The sequence below is a fragment of the Acidobacteriota bacterium genome (assembly GCA_016716715.1).
Taxonomy (GTDB): domain Bacteria; phylum Acidobacteriota; class Thermoanaerobaculia; order UBA5066; family UBA5066; genus Fen-183.
The window spans coordinates 107,001-127,133 of sequence record JADJVE010000009.1; the positions used below are offsets into that span (position 1 = coordinate 107,001).

Consider the following 20,133-nt stretch of genomic DNA (forward strand, 5'->3'; position numbering starts at 1 on the left):
TCCCGGCCACGCGGCCCGCTCGTCCGTTACGATGCGGGCCGCGTGGACATCTTCACGACCGGCACGGCCCTCCTCGCCGCGTGGGCGGCGACGCCAGCCCTCGACGCCTTCCTGAGGTGGCGCCGCCTTACGGCGCCGCAGGGGGGCGCGCGAGACGCCTCCGGCGCTCGCGCGCCCGGAATGCTCCTCGCCGTGATTCCGGCGCGCGCCGAGGGCCCTCGGGTGGGGGATCTGGCTTCGGACTTGAAGAGGGAGTCGGAGAAGACGAAGGAAGAGAAGGTTTCTTTGAAGGTGGAAGAGGGGGAGGGCGGCGGTTCGGTCGACGTTCTCGTGCTCCTGGACGGCCCGGACCCCGATGCCGAGGCCCGTCTCAAAGCGGACGGGGTTTCTTACCTTTCTAAGAAATCTCCCGGTCCTGCGAAGGGTCATGCGCTGGCATTCCTCGCCGAGCGCCTGGGCGCGCGCCTCGACGATTACTCATACATCCTCGTCTTCGACGCCGACATGCGTCTGCCCGAGGGGTTCTTTCGGGACCTCCGCGTGCCGGAGGGAACGGAGGCGTTCCAGCTGCCGGTTCGCCCTGCGGGCGTTCCGGCGCCGGGCGCCCCGCGAGTCGAGGCGTTGTCGCTCGCCGAGGCGCGGCTCGATGACCGGGTGCGCGACGCGGAGGGGCTGCCCGTGCGCCTGCGCGGCAAGGCGATGGGCTTTTCGCCGCGCGCCTTCCGCCTCGGCCCGGCCGCCGCGACGCGGACGACGGCGGAGGACTCCGAGGCGACGCTCAAACTTCTCGCGAGGGGCGTCGTCGTGCGTGCGCTGGATGGCCCCTTCGCCTTCGACGAGCCGTCCGCGGACGCGGGCGCGATGGGCCGCTCGCGGGCGCGGTGGTTCGGCGGGCACCTGAAGCTGCTCTTCTCGGGCTTCGGGGATCTCGTTCGCTCATTCCCTCGGCGGCCGATCGGGACTTTAGTGCTGGCGGCGGATTTCTGGCTCCGGCCGAGGATCTTTCTGCTTGGGACCCTCGCCTTTCTTGCAAGTGTCTCGGATGCTGCGATGGTGGTTCTTTCTTCGAGTGGCGCGTGGCGCGCTCTGCCTTTCCTTCTGCTTCTTTCACTTCTAGGAAAATCTTCTCTTCTCTTTGAGTGGCTCTCGATCGCAGCGCTTCGCCGCCGCATCGGCTATCCCGCCGAATGTCCCCCGGTCTCGGCCGCCGATCTCTCCGACTCTCTTCTCATGTGGATCGGCGCCGCTGTCCGCGGCGTCACCTCACCCTCGCGGTGGCACCGCGCGAGGCCGCCCGCGTGAAGGCGGTCCTTCTCGTCCCTCGCCTGCCGGGCACCGGGCACACGGGCGACCGCCTGCGCGCGGAGCTGCACCTCGCGGCGCTCGCGCAGGCCGGATACGAGACGCATCTCGTCGGGGGAACGGAGACCGGGAGTTTTCTTCGAATGAGTCATGCGGCGGCCGTCCACCCCGTGCGTCTCGACCGCATCCGGTTGCCCGCGGCGCTCGCGCGGGCTGCCGTCACGGGCGAGCCGCTGCAGTCGGCACTCTTCGCAGGATCCTTCGGCCCAGCCCTGCGCGAGGCGGCACGGGATGCGGACATTCTCGTCTGCGTTCTTCTGCCGCGCCTCCTTGCGCACGTGGGCCCGCTGCCGGCTTTGCCGCGTGTCGTGGACTTCGTGGACGCGCTCGCGGCCGCGGCGCGCCAGGCCGCGAACGACGATCCGGCGCCGTGGCGCCGCGCGTACTGGGAGGCTGAGGCGCCGCGCCTCGCGCGCGCCGAGACGCGCGCGGCCGAGGGCGCGTCGGTCCTCTTCGCGACGACGCCGTTCGACGCGGCGCACCTCCCGCCGGGGACGCGCGCCGTCGCGAACGGCGTCGACGTCGGGCCGCTCGCCCCGGGGCCGCGCGGCCCCGTCGTGGCATTCTCGGGCCGGCTCCGGTACCGTCCGAACGTCCTCGCCGTGAAACGTCTACTCGACGACATCTGGCCCCGGGTGAGACGGGATGCGCCGGCGGCGCGCCTCGTCCTCGGAGGCGCCGACGCTCCCGCCTGGCTGCTCGCGCGCTCGGGGAAGGACGGCGTCGAGGTCGTGAGCCCCGTCGCGGACATGGCCGCGTTCCTCCGGACGGCGCGCGTGGCCGCGGCTCCAGTCGCCATGGGAACCGGCACGCCGAACAAGATCTTCGAGGCGTTCGAGGCGGGCGCCGCCGTGGTCGCGTCCCCAGAGGTCGCGGAGCGGGCGGCGGCGGGCGGCGAGACGCCGCCGGTGAGGACGGCGCGCACGAACGAGGAGTTCTCCGCCGCCCTCGTCGCTCTTCTGAAGGATGCGGACGCTGGGGTGCGGGAGGGTGCGCTCGGGCGGGCGTGGGTCGAGACGCACGCGGACCGCCGGAAATCCGTCGACGTCCTCGCGGCGGGCTACGGCGAAACCCGGGAGCGCGGATGAGGCCGCGCGGGCGCTTCGCGGGCCGTACGGCCCTTCTGGCGGCCGGCGACGCGGCGGTCGCCTCGGGACTCTTCGCCCTCGTGGTTGCGCTGCGGCGTGCGCTGCCGCTGCCGGGCACGCAGGGCACCCTTCCGGCGCCGAACGTACCGCTGGATGCACCCTGGCTGGCAGGCGTCGCTCTCGTCACGCTCGCGGCGCTCTGGCTCGCCGGGACGTACGACGAGCCGCTTGCGTCGCTCAAGGAGCGGGGCGGGCTCCTCGTCGGGACGCTGCTCGCCGGCGGCCTCCTCCTCGCTCTTTACTTCTTCGCGGGCCGGTCCGTGCCGCGCACGGTTCTGCTCCTGTGGGTTCCGCTCTTTTCGGTGGGCCTCGGGCTCTGGCGGCGTGTCGCCGAAGCGGTCGCTCCCATCGGGATGCGCCCCGTCCTCGTCCTCGGAGCGGGGGAGGACGCGCGGCGGGCGGCCGACGCGCTGGCGTCGGGCCGCATCACCGGCCACACGCTCCTCGAGTGGCGGGAGGACGCCTCCCGCTTCGAGTCGGGTCCCGCCCGTGACGTCCTCTTCGCCTCCGACCGCCCGGAGGACAGGCGCATCCTCGTGGCGCTGCTGGAGCGCAGCCTCGAGCACGACTTTGACCTGTGGATCCTGCCGGGAGTCGCCGACGTCGTCGCGTCGCGCGTCGTGACGCGCAGCCTCGGGGACCTGCCGCTCGTGCCGGTCGCGACGCGCGGTGCGAGCGCGTTCGCGTTCGCGTGGCGCCGCGCTCTCGACCTCGTCCTCGGGTCCGCGCTGACGGTCCTCGCGGCCCCCGTCCTTCTCGTCGTTACGGCCGCCGTCGCGCTCGAGAGCCCGGGCGCGCCGTGGCTCCGGCAGAAGCGCGTCGGGCGCGGCGGGAAGATCTTCACGCTCTGGAAAGTGCGGACCATGCGTCAGGACGCGGAAGCCGGGACCGGCCCGACGCTCTCTTCTCCCGAAGACGAGCGTGTGACGCGAATCGGCTCCGTGCTGCGCCGTTCACGCCTCGACGAGCTTCCGCAGCTCCTCCTCGTTCTGGCGGGCTCGATGAGCCTCATCGGCCCGCGGCCGGAAAGGCCCGAGTTCGTCGCGACGTTCGAAAAGGAGGTGCCCGCGTACCGGCTCCGGCACGCGTTGAAGCCAGGCCTCACCGGCCTGGCGCAGGTCATGGGCGCGTACGCGACCCAGCCCGACGTCAAGCTGCGCTACGACCTCGGGTACCTCTTCCACTGGACGCCCGCGCTCGACCTGTTCGTGCTCCTCCGCACGGTCGTGACCGTGCTCAGGGGCAGCGGAATCTGAAGAAAGCGCGGGCGGGCGTTGTAACTATTACCACGCCTCGGCGCACGTTCGTCTCAGACGACGCGTCGGCCCTGGATCAGGTTGATGATGAGGACCACGACCGCGACGACGAGCAGGATGTGGATGAATCCTCCGAGCGTGTAGGACGTGACGAGGCCGAGGAGCCACAGGACGAGAAGAATGACGAAGATGGTCCAGAGCATTTTCCTATCCCCCTGACTCTCTTCAGCAACCTCCGTGCCTGACACGTGGAATGGATCGTGCTGTTCTTCCAACAGGGAGGACGTCCATGCCGCGGCGGAGCACCCCGGTCGGGCTTTGGCGGGTGTTGCGTTGGCTGGCGGTTCTCGGGGCCGGCGCGGCGGCGGCGGTCCTCGCTCTCGCCGGAGCGACGGGCCTCGTCCTGCGCTCGGACTGGCTCCTCGGGCAGATCGACGCGGATCCGGACTCGCTCTTCGTGACGTTCACGGAGGCGCGGGCGTCTCTCGTGCCCGGCCGAATCCGGTTCGCGACGCTCACGCTCCGGAGCCGCGATCAGAACGTCGAGTGGGAGGCCCGGCTCGAGGACGTCACCGTGGACGTTGCGCTTCGGAGCCTGGCCGCGCGCCGCTTCCGCGCCGAGACCGTACGCGCGGCCGCGCTGACGTTTCGTTTGCGCGAGCGCCTCGCCGCCGACGAGGCAACGCCGGCGCGCGCCGGACGCTACCCGCCCATCCCGGGCTATCGGGATCCGCCTCTGCGCGCCCCTCCGGAGCCTCGCGCTGCGCCGGGAAATCCGTGGTGCGTCGTGGTCGACGACCTGAGGGTCGCGCTCGTCCGCGAGATCTGGATCGACGCCTGGCGATGGGAGGGCAAGAGCCGACTGTCGGGAGGCCTCTTCCTGCGCCCGGGCATCGAGGCGGAGGTCCTCCCGAGCGAGCTCAACCTGGAGAGCGGAACGCTGCACTGGGGAGCGTACGCCGTGTCGCGGGGCACCGCCGGTCGCGTGCGCGCCGCGCTCCCGCGCTTTGTCACCCAGAAGTATCCGGGCAACGAGGTGTGGAAGATCATGTCCGGCGCCGCTTTGCTGGACGGGACGCTCGACGCTCTTCCATTTCTTTCCCGGGACGGCGGCAAGGCGCCCGTCGAGGGAGGCGGCAGCGTGCGCGTGCGCGTCTCCATGACGAACGGGCGCGGCGGGGGACGGGTGACGGCGACGCTGCACGACGCCCGGCCGCTTCTCGCGTTGCTCCCGTCCGGGCCGCCCGCGTGGATTGCCGGGCTTCTCGATCTTCACGACTTCGAGGTGTCCGCCGTCGCCCGCATCGCCCCCGGATTTCTCGCCGCTTCGCCCGTGCAGGCCAGGGCTGGAACGTTCTCGCTCGACGCGGACTGGCGGACGGCGCGTGGGCACGAGTGGGGCGCGCTGCTCTTGAAGAAGGGGATCCTCTCCCTCGGGCTGACGCTCGGAGACTCCGCGTCGGCGACTCACCTCGTCGGCGCGGCGAGCTGGTTCGAAGCCGAGGGCCGGCCCGGAGGACTACGGACCGATCAGCCGCGGGATTCGACAGGGGTCGCGCGGCCGAGCAGGTAGACCGTCGCGGCGCCGAGAGCGAGGATCCCGAGAAGGATCGGGACGGTTCGGCTGCGCCGGGGCTTTTCGAGCGACGTCCAGTTGCGTACGAGCGTCTTTCGGATCTTCGCCCCCTCCGAACCCGCCTCGTCGAGCACGCGGCTCACGGAATTCGAGACCTGGGCGACGGTTTCCCCGGTCCGTCCGCCGAGGTCCGAAGCTCCGGTCCGCAACGCCCCGAGAATCTGATCGAGCACTTTCTGCGCCATTTTGAAACTCCTTCCGGGTGAAGCCCGGCATGCACTCCCCTGCAAGAACGCCGCCGCACACGCGCCGACCCGCCGCTGGCACATGCGTTGCTCCTTGCGGGCCGGAGGACCCTCCCATGGAAAACCTGCATAGCCCCACGACTGCCGACCAGGCCCCGAAGAACCCGAACGACACCCAGGCAGGCAATCTGTCTGGCCGCGCGCGGGAAATCGCCGACGCCGCGCGCCGAAACCTCGGACAGGCAGCCGGGAAGGTGAGCGACTACGCGGACGACAACACCGCGATGGTGGCGATCGCGGCGTTCGGGGTGGGTCTCCTCGTCGGGCATCTCGTGACGCGCGAGTCCTGACGCGGCCCGGATCCTGGGGATCGTGGCGATCAGCGGATCGGAGGAAGCGCCGGCGCGCGCCCGCCGCGCGCGAGGCCCGCGGCCGCGGCGTCGACGTCCGCGACGACCCGCGCGCGGTCCACGCCCGGGGGCAGCGCGTCGACGAGGCGCGGGAGGATCCACACGGCGCGGCGGAACAGCGCGTCTCCCTCTGCCTCCCGGCCGAGAGTCCTCTCGACACGGCCGAGGTTGAGGTCGCTCTCGGCTCGCTCCTCGAGAGCGACCGAGCGCGCGTAAAGCTCTCGCGCCCGCGGGAGATCCTTCTCGACCCAGGAGACCGAGCCGAGAGCGAGGAGAGCCGTGGCCTCGCGCGGACGGATCGCGACCGCCCGGCGGAGCCGCACGCGCGCCGCGCCGAGGAGCTCCTCGCGCACGGGACCGGCCTCGTCGGGCGCCTCGGCCGCCTCGCGCAGCAGGGCCTCGCCCTCCGCCTGGGACGAGACCGCGACGCCGCGCGCGAACGCGACCGCGAGAAGGGCCGCACCCGCGGCTGCAAAGAGCCACCGCGCGCCGGACGGAAGGGGCGCGGCGGGCGCCTGGCCCGGAGCCGTCCGCCGCCACGCGAGTCCGAACAGGAACGCGATCGGCCCGGACGCGACGGGAAGCCGCAGAGGGAAGCCCCCGAGCGAGAGGACGAGCGTGGCGGCGATGCACGCGAGGAGCGCGTCGGTCGTCGGGTTGGCCTCGGCGCCGGGGCCGTGGCGCATCGCGAGGAGGCCGGCGACGAGCGCGAAGAGCGCCGCGAGCAGAGCGGCCGCAGCCGGGACGCCGCACTCTGCGGCAGCCGTCAGCGGCTCGCTGTGGGCGTTGTCGAAGTGTGCGGACTCGGAGCGGTGGACGAGTCGGCGGCCGGATCTCTCCTCGGCGGCGATGCGTGCCGGGACGAAGGCGTTCGAGAAGGCGCCGGGCCCGACGCCCAGGAACGGGCGCGCACGGATCATCTCGGCGGCGGCGAGGACGCCGATGTCGCGCTGCGTCGTCGCCGCGGCGACGTCGCCCTGCCGGAGCTGGGACGCCTTCTCGATCGCGCGGCGCGCTCCGCCAGAGATCGCGAGGAGCGCCGCGAGGACGAGGAGCGCGGCGAGCGCGGGCGCGCGCCGGCGCGGCGCGAGGAGCGCGTGGACGAGGGCGCCGGCGACGAAGGCGAGGGCCGGGGCGACGGCCTCCGCCGCGAGAATCCCGAGCAGGGACGCCGCGAGCCCGGCGGCCGCGAGCGCGCGCAGGCGGGGCGGGCGCAGGTGGTCTGCGGCCGTCGCGAAGAGGAGCACGGCCGGCACGACGAGCGCCATCGCGAGGTCGCCCGGGTTCCCCACGAGGCCCGCGGCGAAGAACCGAGGCTGCGGGGCCTGCAGCGGAAGCCGCAGGACGCCGAGCCATCGCTGCGCGGCCGCGAGAAGGCCCGAGAACGCGCCCGCGAAACACAACGCGGTGGCGGCGCGGGCGGCGACGCGCCCGCCGGCGCGCGACGCGCCCGCCGCAACGAGCGCGAGCGGCGAGAGAACGGCGCCGAGGACGAGCGGGTCCACCACGCGCGCGTTGGCGGCTGCCGACGCGAGGGCGAGCGCCACCACGGCGCCGAGCGCCAGCGGCGCGAGGCGGGACGCCCGGCCCTGCGCCTCGCCGCGCGAAAAGCCCCACGCTCCGGCGGCCGCGAGCCCGAAGAGGGCAAGGCTCGAGCCGAGCGCCTGCGCGAGGAGCTTGCTCTCGCGCAGCGCCCCGCTCGACGCCGTCGAGTAGACGAGGAAAGGCAGGACGAGCGCGAGGAGGACGCCGGCTGCCACGAGCCGGCTCTCCGGAGCGTTCTCCGGACCGGACGCCGCGGGCTGCCGGGAAGCGGAACGGGCCATTCGACGGCGAGGATAGCCGACGCGTCAGGCGCCGCCGCGCGCGCGGTGTGCGCGCCACGCGGCGAGCACCTTCAGGAGCAGTCCGCCGTGCGCGACACGGGAAATCTGGCTCGGAGAAAGGGCACGGATCCCGCGCGCTTCGGAGGGGCGGCGACGCGGACGAGCGACGGAAGAAGGGGAAGGAAGATTTTCTTTGAAGGTGAATAGGGAGATGAGATAGCGCCGTTCGAGCACGGAATGGCGCAGCGTCGCCACCGGCTCGAGGGCGCTGACGTCACGCCCCGCGATCCGCTTCCACCACCTTCTAAGAAGATCTTCAGGGCGTCTCCCGGCGGGAACACAAAACAGTGGCACGACGAGGTGGCCCGGGACGAACTCCTGATCTTCAACCAGCAGAAGTCTCTTCTTTCTTTCGACGATCGCGGCGACGAGATGCACGTGTCTCGTGGGCGGGCGGGCGGCCGCGCGCGGGAACGCCTCCGGCGTTCCGCTCGCGGCCGCGCGGCAGGAGGAGCGGAGCGGGCAGGCGCCGCAGCGCGGCGCGCGCGGCGTGCAGACGAGGGCGCCGAGCTCCATGAGGGCCTGGTTGAAATCGCCCGGATTCCGCATCGGCACGAGCGGCCGGGCGAGCGCGCGGACCTTCACGAGCGTCGCGGGCGCCTTCGGGTCGAGCCTGAGCGCCCACAGGCGGCAGAGGACGCGCACGACGTTGCCGTCCACGACGGGCTCTCTCACGCCGTACGCGATCGAGGCGACGGCGGCGGCGGTGTACGCGCCCACGCCGGGCAGCGCCCGCCAGCCCTCGAGCGTGCGCGGAAACGCCCCCTCGGCCGCGACGGCTTTTGCGGCGCGGTGGAGGTTGCGGGCGCGCGCGTAGTACCCGAGGCCGCTCCACTCGGCGAGGACGTCGCGCTCCTTCGCCCGGGCGAGCGACTCGACGGTGGGAAAGCGCGCGCGGAAGCGTTCCCAGCGGGGCACGACGACGTCGAGCGTCGTCTGCTGCGCCATGACCTCGGAGAGCCAGATCGCGTACGGGTCGCGCGTGGCGCGCCACGGCAGGTCGCGCTGCGCGCGGCGGTACCAGCGCGCGAGGCGGCGCGTCACGTCGCGCGGGTCGTCGATCACGGGCGGGAGTCTAGACTCGGCGCGTGGACGTCGACTGGGAGGGCCTCACGGTTGCTTTCGCGGCGCGTTCGAAGCTCATGAACCACTTCCTCGACCGTTCCTCGGGGGAAGTGCACGCGCACCTGAACGGCTCGCCGGAGCTGCGCGAGGCGCTGCTGCACGAACGGTCCGGGCGCTATCTGCGAATCCCGAAGTCCACGCCCGATGTCGACGCCGCGCGCTGCCGCGCGTTCGCGCCGGGAATGAAGAGCGACGCCGTGCGTGATAAGGCGCTTGCGGCGCTCGACGCCGACGGCCCGAACGCGTTCCGCGAGGCGCTGATCGCGTCTCCCGAGGACGAAGCGGCCTGGTTCGTGTTCCGCGACCGCCGCGTGCGCGAGGAGCTGCGTGCGTGGCTCCTGGCGCAGGGCGTGCGCGCCGAGCCTCCGCGCTGAGCCGTCAGGACCGCGGCCCGAACGTCAGCCGCGCGAACCGGCTCGGCACGTGAAAGTCGGGCGGGCGATCGCGCAGCGTCGGCGAGAGAGCGAGGAACCGCGTGGTTCGGCCGCGTGCGATCCGGTACGCGTTGCCCCGCCGCTCCTCGCGGTCCCTGGGGGCGCGTCCTCCGGGCAGAGAGGTCCACGGAATCCGGATCAGGCAGCGCCACCGCAACCACTCCCTTGGAGGCCGGCCGTCGGGTTCTCCCGAGGCGGTCGCGCTGATGCCGGCGAGGCCTTCGCCCGGGGCGAGCTGCCAGGTCGTGCGGCTGTCGTCCGGGTTCCGGACGCGGGCGCCGTAGAGCGCGCCCGACGGGTTCACGACGATCTCCTGGTAGAGCGACGGGGTGCCGGGCGAGGCGAGGAAAAGCTCCACGCATTCGTCGCGGAAGACCTCGCCGCCGGCGGGCTGCGTCACGAGGAGCGGCGGCTCGGCCGGCGCTTCGAAGAGCGCGAGGAACGCGTCGGCCGTGAATCCGAATCGCACCGTCGTCGCGGCCGCGGGCCCGGGGCCGCCTCCGACGTCGACCAGGGCGTGCGCCGGAGCGTTCGCGAGCGCGTTCTCGCCCACGAGGCGCGGAACGTGGACGGCGGGCGGCGGCGTCACCAGCGCCCCACCGCGGTCTTCAGGGCGGCGAGGAGCGCGCGACAAGCCGTCTGCGCCCGGGCGAGGGCGCGCTCGGTGTCGGCGAGGAGCGGCGGCAGGAGGCGCAGCGCCTCGCGGCGCCTCGCCGCCGGGAGCGCGCCCGCCGTGACGCGCACGAGGGCGATCAGCTCGGCGCGGTCGTGGGCTCGGCCCGCCTCCTCCTGGAACCTCTCGAGGAGCGGCAGGAGCCGGATCGACCCGGACAGCCGGGCGAACTCGAGGCCGTAGCGCAGGTCGCGCGCGTCGATCCGGGCCTCGTGGAGGTTCCCTTCCTCGGGGACTCCGCGGATGAGGAGGCGCCGCGCGCGCCGGACGAGACGCCGCCGGATTCCCTTCTCGAGCCGGCGCTCGAGCCGCCCGCCGTCGAGGTCCGCGAGCGAAGACGCGAGCGCCGCGAGTGTGGCGTCGCGCGTCGCGAACTCCCGCCGCACGTCCGCGAGCAGGGCGTCCAGGCGCTCGGCGGGTGCGGCGGCGCGGGCGTCCCGCTCCAGCCGCTCCGCGAGCCGCTCGGCGGAAGGGCGCCGTCGCGCGTCGCGACGAAACCGGGCCCGAAGGAGGGTCGCGGCGACGTCGTGAGTGCGCCGCACTCCGAGCGCCCTCCGGAGGTCCCGCGCGGCCGCCTTGAGGCCGGCCCCCGAGCCCTTCGCGGGCACGTCCTCGGTGAGGCGGGCCAGCGAGACCGTTCGCCGGAGAATGACGCGCACGGCGTGGAGCCGCTCGCCGGTGGGAGCGCCGGCGCCCCCCGCGAGAAGGGTCTCGAGCGCGGCGCGCCGCTTCGAGAGGGCCGCCGTCAGGGCGGGCACGCGGCGTCGGGTTCCCTCCACGTCATGCCTCGGCGACAGCGTCGCGGCCCGAGAAGAGGGCGAGCTGATCCGTATTCGCGTCGTACTCGAAGATCTGGATCGCGCGGCCCCAGTTCACCATCGTCTCGAAGAGCTCGGAGGCGCTCACCGTCGGGAGGCTCGCCGCGAGGACGTCGCGGAGGGTCTCGCCGGGCATCGGCGTGTCCGGGTCGCGGGCGAGCTCCCGCACGAGGAGGCAGAACGTGCCGAGGGAAAGGATCTGCGGCCTGAGGAGCATGATCTTCGCGTCGAACGGCGCCGCGACGACCCTCTTTCCGAGATCGGTGAGGAGGACGTCGTTCTTCGGCGTGTCGACGAGGTCGAGCAGCTCGGCGGCCTTCACGACGGTGAGCGTGCGGCCGAAGTCGTATTCCGTGAGTGCGTCCACGGCGAAGAGGTTCATCGTTCCGCCGGCGTCCGCGAGGATCTCGAGCAGGCCGAGGATCTCGCCCATGCGGGCGGGCGGCAGCGGGATGAGCGGGGTCTCGACCCGGCGGCCCGGGACCGGAGCGGCGGCTTCCTCCTCCTCGGGAAGGTGGACGCCCGTCACGACGTCGTGGATGTGCTCGACCATCCTGAGGAACTCGGGGTGCCGGTACTCGCGCGGGTGCGGGAGCGTGTTGACGATCTCGCGGCGCACGGTGCCGGGGTTCGCGCCGAGGACGATGATGCGGTCCCCGAGGAACACGGCCTCTTCGATGAGGTGCGTGATGAGGAGGACCGACGACAAACCCGTCAGGCGCTCCGTGAAGAGGCGGTAGACCTCGGTGCGGAGGAGCTCGGCCGTGAGCACGTCGAGCGCCGAGAACGGCTCGTCCATGCAGAGGAGCTCGGGACGGCCCACCAGGGCGCGCGCGATCCCGACGCGCTGCTTCATGCCGCCCGAGAGCTCCTTCGGAAACGCCCGGGCGTGGCCGGCCAGGCCGACGGCCGCGAGGACCGCCTTGACGCGGTCGTCCGCGTCGGCCGCGTCCGAGGCGCGGCCCGCGATTCCGACGCGGACGTTCTCCTCGACCGTGAGCCACGGGAAGAGCGCGAAGTTCTGGAACACGACGGCGGCGCCCGGATGGATGCCGACGAGCGGCTTGCCGTGCTGTTCGACGATCCCGGCCGACGGCGGGATCAGGCCGATCAGGATGCGCAGGAGCGTGGACTTCCCGCAGCCCGACGGCCCGAGGACCGCGACGACCTCGTTCGGCCGGATCTCGAAGTCGATGCCCTCGAGGACGACGCGCGAGCGGCCGCCCTCGTCCTCGAAGATCTTGTCGACGCCCCGGGCCGAGGCGATCGGGGCGGCGGGAGCGGGGACCGGATTCGCGCTCATCGGTTGAGAGCGTACTTCGTCTCGGCCAGGCGCGAGAGCCTGCGCCAGACCGTGCGGTTGATGAGGACGAGCGCGAAGGACATCGTGAGCACGCCGGCCGCCAGCAGCGGGAAGTTCGCCTCGCGGGTGGCCTTCGTGATGAGAGACCCCAGGCCGAACGTCTCGAGCGTCCGGCCGCCTGAAACCAGCGTCTCGGCGACGATGGAAGCGTTCCAGGCGCCTCCGGCAGCGGTCACGAGGCCCGTCACGAGGTACGGGAAGACGGCCGGAAGGAAGAGCTTCCGCCACCGGGCGCTTCCGGCCACGCCGTAGACGTCGGCCGCCTCGATCAGGTCCGGGGGCACCGCGCTCGCGCCCGCGAGGACGTTGAAGAGGACGTACCACTGCGCGCCGAGGAGCATGAGGACGGCGGCGATCACGGAGAACGGCACATGGAACGCGAGGAGCGCACCCGTGACGAGCGGAAAGAGCATGGGCGCCGGGAACGAGGCGACGATCTGGACGATCGGCTGGAGGCGCCGCGACCACGTGGGCGAACGCCCGACGAGAATTCCGACCGGGAGCGTCCAGGCGACGGCGAGGGCGAGCGCGCCGAGCGTCCTCAGGAACGTCGCCCCGAGGGCGGCTGCGAGGAGGAGCCAGTCGTGCGGCGTCACGGCGGAGAGGAGGCGCACGAGCTTCCACGCGCCGAGGAGGGCCGCGGCGAACGCGCCGAACCCGAGGACGAAGAGGAGCGCGGCGCGTACGCGCGCCCCCGCGTCGGCGCTCCCGGGAGCGTTCTCCGGCGGCGGGGGAAGCGGCGCGGCGGGCGCCTTCGGCCGCCGCCGGCGCTTGAGGCGCATGCGGCGGAGGACGGCGGAACGGCGGAGGAGGTCGAGCACCCACGAGTGCGCCTCGGGCTCGCCGGAGACCTCGGCCGTCCGGAAGCGCTGCGACCACGCGACGAGCGGGCGCCAGAGGAGCTGGTCGACGGCGACGATCATGACGGTCATCGCGAGGACGGCCCAGGCCATGGCGGCCTTGTCGCCCTTCTCGATCGCCACGGCCATGTACGAGCCCACGCCCGGCAGCCGGAAGTCGCGGTCACCCAGCGTGAACGCCTCGTTGACCGTCAGGAAGAACCAGCCTCCCGCCATCGACATCATCGAATTCCATACGAGGCCGATGACGGACGACGAGACCTCGACCGTCCGGAAGCGCTTCCAGAAGGAGAACCGGTGGATCCGCGCGACCTCGTTGAGCTCGTTCGGGATCGAGCGCAGAGACGCGATGTAGGAGAAGGTCATGTTCCAGACCTGCCCCGTGAAGATCATGACGATGCACGCGAGCTCGAGCCCCACGTTCGTCCGCGGGAAGAGGGCGACCATTCCGAGGACGAGCCCCGGCAGGAAGCCGAGAACGGGGATGCCCTGCCCGATGTCGAGCAGCGGGATGAGGATCTTCTCGGCGCGTTTTCCGTGGGCCGCGATCGTCCCGTAGACGAGCGTGAAGACGAGCGAAAGCAGGTACGCCGCGAAGCCGCGCGAGAGCGAGAGCAGCGTGTAGCCGGGCAGCGCCGACGGCGAGAGGTCGATCTCGACCGTGGGCCGGATCGGGGCCTCCCAGCGCTGCGCGAGCGCGACGACGCCCGCGACGGCCGCTCCGATGGCGATGAAGATCAGGACGTCCACGGCCGCGCCCGGGGCGCGGGCGACGGGGTTTCGGCCCCTGAAGGTCAGGGGCGCGGTCTCCGCGGGAGGATGAGGCTGCGGCCTCCGGTCTCACCCAGCGGGTCCGCCATCGGGAGCTCCGGCTCCGGGAAGCCGATGTGCCAGCCCTGCGCCCGGTCCACCCCGAGCTCCGGCAGGATCTCCATGACGTCCTCGGACTCGACGCCCTCGGCGACGGTCTTGACGCCGAGACCGCGGCAGATGCCCGCCATCCCGCGCACGAACACGCGGTTCGCCTTCTCCCGCGGCAGGTCGCGGACGTAGCTGATGTCGAGCTTGAGGGAAGAGACGGGGAGCTCGCGGAGGTAGCGGAACGAGGAGAAGCCCATGCCGAAGTCGTCCAGCGCGAAGTGGAAGCCCTCTGACGTGAGCGCGTGCGTGAAATCGCGCACGCGGTCGAAGTCGCGCAACGCGGCCGTCTCCGTGATCTCGAACGTGACGCGCTCGGGCCGGATGCCCTTGGCGCGCGCCAGGCGCGAAATGTCGGCGACGAGCGTGTCGTCGTCGAAGTCGAGGCCCGAGAGGTTGATACCGATCTCGAGCTCGGGGCTGATCCGCTTGCGCGCGGACGCGAGAGCGTCGAAGGCGGCCGCGATCACGGCGCGGTCGATGGCGGTGATGATTCCGAATCGCTCGGCGGCGCCGAGGAACTCGCCGGGCAGGGCGATGCGGCCGTCCGGCTCGCGCATGCGCACGAGCGTCTCGACGGCGACGATGCGGCCGGTCCCCACCTCGGCGACGGGCTGGAAGTACGGGACGAAGCGGGACTCGGCGAGCGCGGCGCGGATGCGGTTCGACTGTTCGCGCAAGCGGCCCGTGCGGTCGCGCTCGCGGTCCGAGGGGTCGTGCAGGCGCACGCGCGCGCCGCCGCGGCGCTTGGCCTGGTGCATCGCGAGGTCGGCCGCGAGGAAGAGGTCGGCCGCGCCCCCGGCGTGGTCCGGGAACACGGCCACGCCCGCGCTCGCCGTGAGCGAGAGCGCGTTGCCCTCCCAGTCGGGTGCGAGCTTCCGGATGATGGAGACGACCGCTTCGGCGCGCACGGTCGCCTCCGACGCGCCCGTTCCGGGCATCAGCATGGCGACCTCGTCGCCCCCGACGCGCCCGCACATTTCGCCGGGCAAGAGCGACGGGCGAAGCGTGTTCGCCATCGCGCGCAGGTATTCGTCCCCCGCGAGGAGCCCGTGCGTGTCGTTCAGCGTCTTGAAGTTGTCGAGACCCAGGATGATGAGCGCGAGCGGGCGGGCGAACAGGTCGGCGCGCGCGATCTCGCGCTCGAGCTCGAAGTGAAACTGCTCGCGGTTCGCGAAGCCCGTGAGGGCGTCGGCGGGCTCGGCGACGGTCTCGGCGGCATCGCCGCGGGTCCCCGCCGCTCCGGTGACGTCGCGCGCCGAAGCGATGAAGCCGCCCTCGCCGGCCTGCGGGGCGAAGCACGTGGAGATCCAGTACACGCGCTCGCCGACGTCGACGCCGGCCGGGAGGCGCACTTCGAAGTTCTTCACGCCGCCCGAGGCCCCCGCCCCGAGGAAGCGGACGCGGCCCTCCGGGTTCGTCCAGAACGGGCCCGCCGCCTCCGGGGGGCCTGCGATGCTTCCGGGGCTCGGTACGCCCTCGGCAAGCGCCACGAGGTTCGCGAGCAGGACCTGCCCGTCCCGGTCGAAGAGGACCGTCGCGTCGGGCGAGTCGATGAGGAGTGTCGCCGGACGCCGGATCACGCCGGAGGCCTTGCGCCCTTCGCGCAACTTGATCGGCTGCGTGTCGGTCTGCGACTTCGGTTTCTGCAACGGGTTCCTTCTCGGGCGCCGGAAGCCCGATTATCGCCCGAGAGCGACCAGGGCGTCACCCGTGAGGCGGTACGTCCTCCAGCCCTCCATGGGAACGGCCCCGAGGGCCTTGTAGAAGCCGATCGCGGGCTCGTTCCAGGTGAGCACGCTCCACTCCATCCGCCCGCATCCCCGCGACACCGCGATCTGGGCCAGGCGGACGAGAAGCGCCTTGCCGGCGCCGAGCCCCCGTCGCTCGGGCTTCACGTAGAGGTCCTCGAGGTAGAGGCCGGGGCGCGTGAGCCACGTCGAGTAGTTGTGGAAGAAGAGCGCGAAGCCGATGACCTCGCCTCCGGCCTCGGCGACGATCGCCTCGGCGTAGGGCCGCGGGCCGAACAGGTGTTTCTCGAGGAGCGCCGGGTCCGCGTGGCAGTCCTCCGGCTGGCGCTCGTACAGGGCGAGGTCCTGGATGAGCCCGACGATGGCGGGCACGTCCTCGCGGAGCGCCTCGCGCAGGATGAAGGCCGGTTCGTTCATGCGATCCCCCGTGTGCGGTCCGGGGCGCATGTTACGGGGGAGGTGTTAAAACGGTCCCGTGGCGGCTCACGGGTCTTTCTACGGCCTCCTGACGCGGCGGGTGGGCGAGGTCCGCCTCGCGGCCGCGCTCCCGCACCTGCCGTCCGGCGGCAGAGTCCTGGACGTGGGCTGCGGCCTCACCGACCTCGCGGCGCGCATTCCGGACTACGTCGGCTGCGACCGCAACCCGGACGTGCTCGCGCAGCAAAGAAAGAAATTTCCGAAGAGAGATTTCTATGAATGGGATATCGGGCGAGGCGCGGCTCCGGCGGCGCTCCTGGCACGGGCACCATTCGAAGGAATTCTCCTCCTCGCCGTCCTCGAACACGTGCCAGACGCTGCGGCCGTCCTTGCCCGTCTCTCACCGCTTCTTTCTCCTGGGGGCCGGTTGATCGCCACGACTCCCCATCCGATCGGCCGCTGGCCGCTCGAGGCCGGCGCGGCCCTCGGCCTTCTTTCCTCCCACGCCCACGACGAGCACGAGACGCTGCTGGGGCGTGAAGCCCTCGAGGCGGCGGGCCGCTCTTCGGGGCTCTCCCTCGTCCACTACCGGAGGTTCCTCCTCGGCATGAACCAGCTCGCGGTCTTCTCCCGGTGACGGCGCGCCCCCGCCCCGTCCGCCGCGGCGCGGACGCGATCCGGGTCGTGAACGCCCGCACGCACAACCTGAAAGACGTCACGTGCACGATCCCGGTGGGGGCGCTCACCGTCGTGACGGGCCCTTCGGGGTCGGGCAAGTCGTCGCTCGCCTTCGACACGCTCTACGCCGAGGGCCAGCGGCGCTTCGTCGAGTCCATGTCGACGTACGCGCGGCAGTACCTCGAGCGGCTCGAGCGGCCGGACGTGGACGAGATCACGCACGTCCTGCCCGCGATCGCGATCGAGCAGAAAGCGGCCGCGCGCTCGGCGAGGTCGACGATCGGCTCGGCCACCGAGATCCACGACGTCCTGCGCCTCCTCTTCTCGGCCGCGGGGACGCTGCGCTGCCCGGACGATGGCAGCGCCGTGCGCCGCGAGACGCCCGAGACCGTCCGCGCGGCGCTCCTCGAAGAGTTCGGCGAGGGAGCGCGCCTCCTCGTCATCGCCCCGAGGAAGGTGACTTCGTTCGCGGCGGAGAGCGCGGAGTGGAGGCGCCTCGGCTTCTTCCGGTATGTCGGAGCGGCGGGTGACGTTCTGGAAATTGAAGAGAAGATTTCTTCGAGTGGAAGAAAGGGGAAGGGCGCTTTTCCCCTTCTCATCGGCCGCCACGTGCTGCGGGGCGACGATCCGGAGATTCTTTCTTCACTTTCAATGGCATTCGACTCTTCGGACGGCGAGGTGCGCGTGCTGCGCGCCGGAGAGCCGCTCGCGTCCGCCCGAACGTTTCGCCGCGGGCTGTCGTGCAACGCCTGCGGGCGCGCGTTCGCGGACCCGGTCCCCGCGCTCTTCTCGTTCAACTCGCCGCGCGGGGCGTGCGAGACGTGCCAGGGCTTCGGGCGCGTCGTCGGGATCGACGCGGCGCGCGTGATCCCCGACGCGCGCAAGTCGTTGCGTGAACGTCCCATCGCGCCGTTCAACTCGCCCTCGTACGAGAGCGCTTACGACGAGCTGAAGGCCGTCTCGCGCCGCCTGAAGCTGCGGTGGGACGTGCCGTGGAGCGAGCTGACGCAGCGGGAGCGGGACGTCGTCTGGAAGGGCTCCGGCGACTGGTACGGCGTCGAGGGGCTCTTCAAGTACCTCGAGAAGAAGCGCTACAAGGTGCACGTCCGCGTGCTTCTCTCGCGCTACCGCGGCTACTCGAGGTGCCCCGCGTGCGGCGGCGCGCGCCTGAGGCCCGAGGCGCTCGCGGTGACGGTGGGCGGGAAGACGATCGCCGACGTTTGCGACCTGACGCTCGACGGGTTCGTGGCGTTCCTCGGCGCGCTCCCGCTGCGCGACGCCGAGCGCGAGCGGGCGGCCTCCCTCGTCGACGAGCTGACGCGGCGAGCCCGCACGCTGGTCGAGATCGGCCTCGGCTACCTGACGCTTGCGCGCACGATGCGCACGCTGTCGGGCGGCGAGGCGCAGCGCGTCCAGCTCGGATCGGCCATCGGCAACGCGCTCACGGGCACGCTCTACGTCCTCGACGAGCCGACGGTGGGCCTGCACCCGCGCGACACGCGCCGCCTTCTCGCCGTCCTCGAAAGGCTCGCGGCGGCGGGCAACGCGGTGGTCGCCGTGGAGCACGACACGGACGTCATCCGCGCTGCGGACCACGTCATCGACCTGGGCCCAGGGGCGGGTGCTCTGGGCGGGCGGCTCGTCTTCGAGGGGACGCCGGAGGCGCTGACCGAACAGGACACCGCGACGGGCAGGTCGTTGAAGAAGGAGAGAGAGGTATTTCTTGCTTCGGAGAGCAGGCCATACGGTCAGAGCGCGTCGAGCCAGAGCCTCGCAGCCGAAACGGTGGGCGCCTACGGCGCTTTCTTAGAAGGGGGTGTAAGTGGCCGCGCGCGCGAGCGGGCCAGTGCGCTCCGGGTTGTCGGAGCTCGCGCGAACAACCTCCAGAACCTGTCCGTTTCGTTTCCGCTCGGTTGCCTCGTGGCCGTGTCCGGGGTCTCGGGGTCGGGGAAATCTTCCCTCGTCGTCGACGTCCTTGCCGCGGGTGCGCGGCAGCGGATGGGCAAGGGCCTTCTCCCGGGAATCGAGGCGGTGGGGGAGCACGACGGTATCTTCGGGCTCGAGCACCTTTCGGACGTCGTCCTCGTCGACCAGTCGCCGCTCGGGCGCTCGTCGCGCTCGAACCCCGCGACCGTGACGAAGACGTGGGACGAGATCCGCACGCTTCTCGCGCGGACCCCGGCCGCGAAGGCCCGGAAGCTCGAGAAGGGCGCGTTCAGCTTCAACGCGGTGGGCGGACGCTGCGAGCGGTGCGAGGGCGCCGGCGTCGTGACCGTGGACATGCAGTTCCTCGCGGACGTGACGATCGTCTGCGACGTCTGCGACGGACGTCGGTTCAAGCCCGAGGTCCTCGAGGTGCGCCTGCGCGGGAGGAACGTCGACGGGCTCCTCGCGACGACCGTCGACGAGGCGCGCCTCCTCTTCGCGGACGCGCCCGCCATCGCGGACCGCCTCCAGCCGCTCGCGGACGCCGGTCTCGGCTACCTCACGCTCGGCCAGTCGACGGCGACGCTCTCGGGAGGCGAGGCGCAGCGGCTGAAGATCGCCACCTTCCTCCGGGGAGCCGAGGCCCCGAAGGAGCCGGTCCTGTTCGTGTTCGACGAGCCGACGACGGGCCTGGCGCCGAGCGACGTCGACGTCCTCCTCGCCGTGTTCCGCCGGCTCCTCGCGGCCGGGCATTCGATCGTCGCGGTAGAGCACAACACCGCCTTCCTGGCGCGCGCCGACCACCTGATCGAGCTGGGTCCGGACGGCGGTCCGGACGGCGGCCGCGTCGTCTTCGAGGGCGCGCCGGCGGCGCTCGCGGCCCGCGGCGGGACGCCGACCGCGCATGCGTTGAAAGGACGGGTACAATTTCCGCTACGGTGACGGAAGAGAAGTGGAAATACGTTCTCTCGGCCGAAGGCCGCGAGATCGAGCTTTCGGACGGAGAGGTGACGCTCGGGCGGAGCCGCACGTCGACGGTGCGGCTCGAGCACGAATCGGTCTCGCGCTCGCACGCGCTCCTGACGTTCGACCGCGGCGAGGCCGTCGTGAAGGATCTCGCCTCCTCCAACGGCACGTTCGTGGGCGGAAAGCGGATTTCGCGCGAGACGCGCCTCGTGAACGGCGACCGTCTCCAGCTCGGCGCCGCGGTGATCGATGTGCGGCTCCTCGCGCCGGACGCCGCGTCCGAGCGCACGGCCCTCATGACGCCCGACCAGCTGCCTGACG

18 protein-coding genes are annotated in these 20,133 nt (G+C 72.1%); 8 read left to right on the forward strand and 10 right to left on the reverse strand.

Annotation, left to right across the window (positions count from 1 at the left end; translation table 11 throughout):
* The first annotated feature begins 42 nt into the window (after positions 1 to 42).
* The 3 genes from IPL89_15105 to IPL89_15115 are packed head-to-tail and all read left to right on the forward strand — an operon-like array spanning position 43 to position 3,766.
* Positions 43 to 1,302, forward strand: a complete 1,260-nt coding sequence (locus tag IPL89_15105; protein MBK9064499.1) for a glycosyltransferase family 2 protein — start codon at positions 43 to 45, stop codon at positions 1,300 to 1,302.
* Positions 1,275 to 2,450 (forward strand): glycosyltransferase, encoded by a 1,176-nt coding sequence (locus tag IPL89_15110; protein ID MBK9064500.1) that lies wholly within the window; start codon positions 1,275 to 1,277, stop codon positions 2,448 to 2,450. The genes IPL89_15105 and IPL89_15110 overlap by 28 nt, the downstream gene beginning before the upstream one ends.
* Entirely contained in the window at positions 2,447 to 3,766 is a 1,320-nt protein-coding gene (locus IPL89_15115; protein ID MBK9064501.1) for an exopolysaccharide biosynthesis polyprenyl glycosylphosphotransferase, read from the forward strand. Before IPL89_15110 ends, IPL89_15115 begins: the two co-directional genes overlap by 4 nt.
* 53 nt (positions 3,767 to 3,819) lie before the next feature.
* On the opposite strand, the gene IPL89_15120 is transcribed toward IPL89_15115, so the two are convergent.
* Positions 3,820 to 3,969: a lmo0937 family membrane protein gene (locus tag IPL89_15120; GenBank protein MBK9064502.1), complete on the reverse strand. Its 150-nt coding sequence runs from the start codon at positions 3,967 to 3,969 to the stop codon at positions 3,820 to 3,822.
* Positions 3,970 to 4,091: 122 nt separating this feature from the next.
* Here IPL89_15120 and IPL89_15125 point away from each other — a divergent pair, with 122 nt between their 5' ends.
* On the forward strand, positions 4,092 to 5,339 hold the full coding sequence (locus tag IPL89_15125) for a hypothetical protein (protein ID MBK9064503.1): 1,248 nt from the start codon (positions 4,092 to 4,094) through the stop codon (positions 5,337 to 5,339).
* Here IPL89_15125 and IPL89_15130 read toward each other — a convergent pair.
* Positions 5,297 to 5,587: a hypothetical protein gene (locus IPL89_15130; protein MBK9064504.1), complete on the reverse strand. Its 291-nt coding sequence runs from the start codon at positions 5,585 to 5,587 to the stop codon at positions 5,297 to 5,299. The two genes, IPL89_15125 and IPL89_15130, sit on opposite strands and share 43 nt — an antisense overlap.
* A gap of 116 nt (positions 5,588 to 5,703) precedes the next feature.
* On the opposite strand from IPL89_15130, the gene IPL89_15135 reads away from it, so the two are divergent.
* Positions 5,704 to 5,937: a hypothetical protein gene (locus tag IPL89_15135; protein MBK9064505.1), complete on the forward strand. Its 234-nt coding sequence runs from the start codon at positions 5,704 to 5,706 to the stop codon at positions 5,935 to 5,937.
* Between the two features lie 29 nt (positions 5,938 to 5,966).
* On the opposite strand, the gene IPL89_15140 is transcribed toward IPL89_15135, so the two are convergent.
* Together IPL89_15140 and IPL89_15145 are read right to left on the reverse strand one after the other, a co-directional pair.
* Entirely contained in the window at positions 5,967 to 7,823 is a 1,857-nt protein-coding gene (locus tag IPL89_15140; protein MBK9064506.1) for an O-antigen ligase family protein, read from the reverse strand.
* A 24-nt stretch (positions 7,824 to 7,847) separates the two neighbouring features.
* Positions 7,848 to 8,948, reverse strand: a complete 1,101-nt coding sequence (locus IPL89_15145; GenBank protein ID MBK9064507.1) for an A/G-specific adenine glycosylase — start codon at positions 8,946 to 8,948, stop codon at positions 7,848 to 7,850.
* 23 nt (positions 8,949 to 8,971) lie between these two features.
* Here IPL89_15145 and IPL89_15150 point away from each other — a divergent pair, with 23 nt between their 5' ends.
* The gene (locus tag IPL89_15150; protein ID MBK9064508.1) at positions 8,972 to 9,382 is read left to right on the forward strand and encodes a hypothetical protein; all 411 of its coding nucleotides are present in this window, start codon (positions 8,972 to 8,974) and stop codon (positions 9,380 to 9,382) included.
* Positions 9,383 to 9,386: 4 nt separating this feature from the next.
* Here the strand turns inward: IPL89_15150 and IPL89_15155 are convergent, their stop codons facing one another.
* Genes IPL89_15155 through IPL89_15180 form a run of 6 tightly spaced genes read right to left on the reverse strand, consistent with a single transcriptional unit; the run spans position 9,387 to position 16,242 of the window.
* Positions 9,387 to 10,031 carry a carbohydrate-binding family 9-like protein gene (locus IPL89_15155; GenBank protein ID MBK9064509.1) on the reverse strand — a complete coding sequence of 215 codons (645 nt, stop codon included), beginning with the start codon at positions 10,029 to 10,031 and terminating at the stop codon, positions 9,387 to 9,389.
* A complete protein-coding gene (locus tag IPL89_15160) occupies positions 10,028 to 10,894 on the reverse strand; it encodes a CHAD domain-containing protein (protein MBK9064510.1) in 867 nt (288 codons plus the stop codon). Before IPL89_15160 ends, IPL89_15155 begins: the two co-directional genes overlap by 4 nt.
* Before the next feature lies 1 nt (position 10,895).
* The gene (locus tag IPL89_15165; protein MBK9064511.1) at positions 10,896 to 12,236 is read right to left on the reverse strand and encodes a nitrate/sulfonate/bicarbonate ABC transporter ATP-binding protein; all 1,341 of its coding nucleotides are present in this window, start codon (positions 12,234 to 12,236) and stop codon (positions 10,896 to 10,898) included.
* Entirely contained in the window at positions 12,233 to 13,954 is a 1,722-nt protein-coding gene (locus IPL89_15170; protein ID MBK9064512.1) for an ABC transporter permease subunit, read from the reverse strand. Before IPL89_15170 ends, IPL89_15165 begins: the two co-directional genes overlap by 4 nt.
* Entirely contained in the window at positions 13,951 to 15,726 is a 1,776-nt protein-coding gene (locus IPL89_15175; protein ID MBK9064513.1) for a bifunctional diguanylate cyclase/phosphodiesterase, read from the reverse strand. Before IPL89_15175 ends, IPL89_15170 begins: the two co-directional genes overlap by 4 nt.
* A gap of 30 nt (positions 15,727 to 15,756) precedes the next feature.
* Entirely contained in the window at positions 15,757 to 16,242 is a 486-nt protein-coding gene (locus IPL89_15180; GenBank protein ID MBK9064514.1) for a GNAT family N-acetyltransferase, read from the reverse strand.
* A gap of 58 nt (positions 16,243 to 16,300) precedes the next feature.
* Here IPL89_15180 and IPL89_15185 point away from each other — a divergent pair, with 58 nt between their 5' ends.
* The gene (locus tag IPL89_15185; protein ID MBK9064515.1) at positions 16,301 to 16,879 is read left to right on the forward strand and encodes a class I SAM-dependent methyltransferase; all 579 of its coding nucleotides are present in this window, start codon (positions 16,301 to 16,303) and stop codon (positions 16,877 to 16,879) included.
* Entirely contained in the window at positions 16,876 to 19,788 is a 2,913-nt protein-coding gene (locus IPL89_15190; GenBank protein MBK9064516.1) for an excinuclease ABC subunit UvrA, read from the forward strand. The genes IPL89_15185 and IPL89_15190 overlap by 4 nt, the downstream gene beginning before the upstream one ends.
* Positions 19,789 to 20,133: the final 345 nt, after the last annotated feature.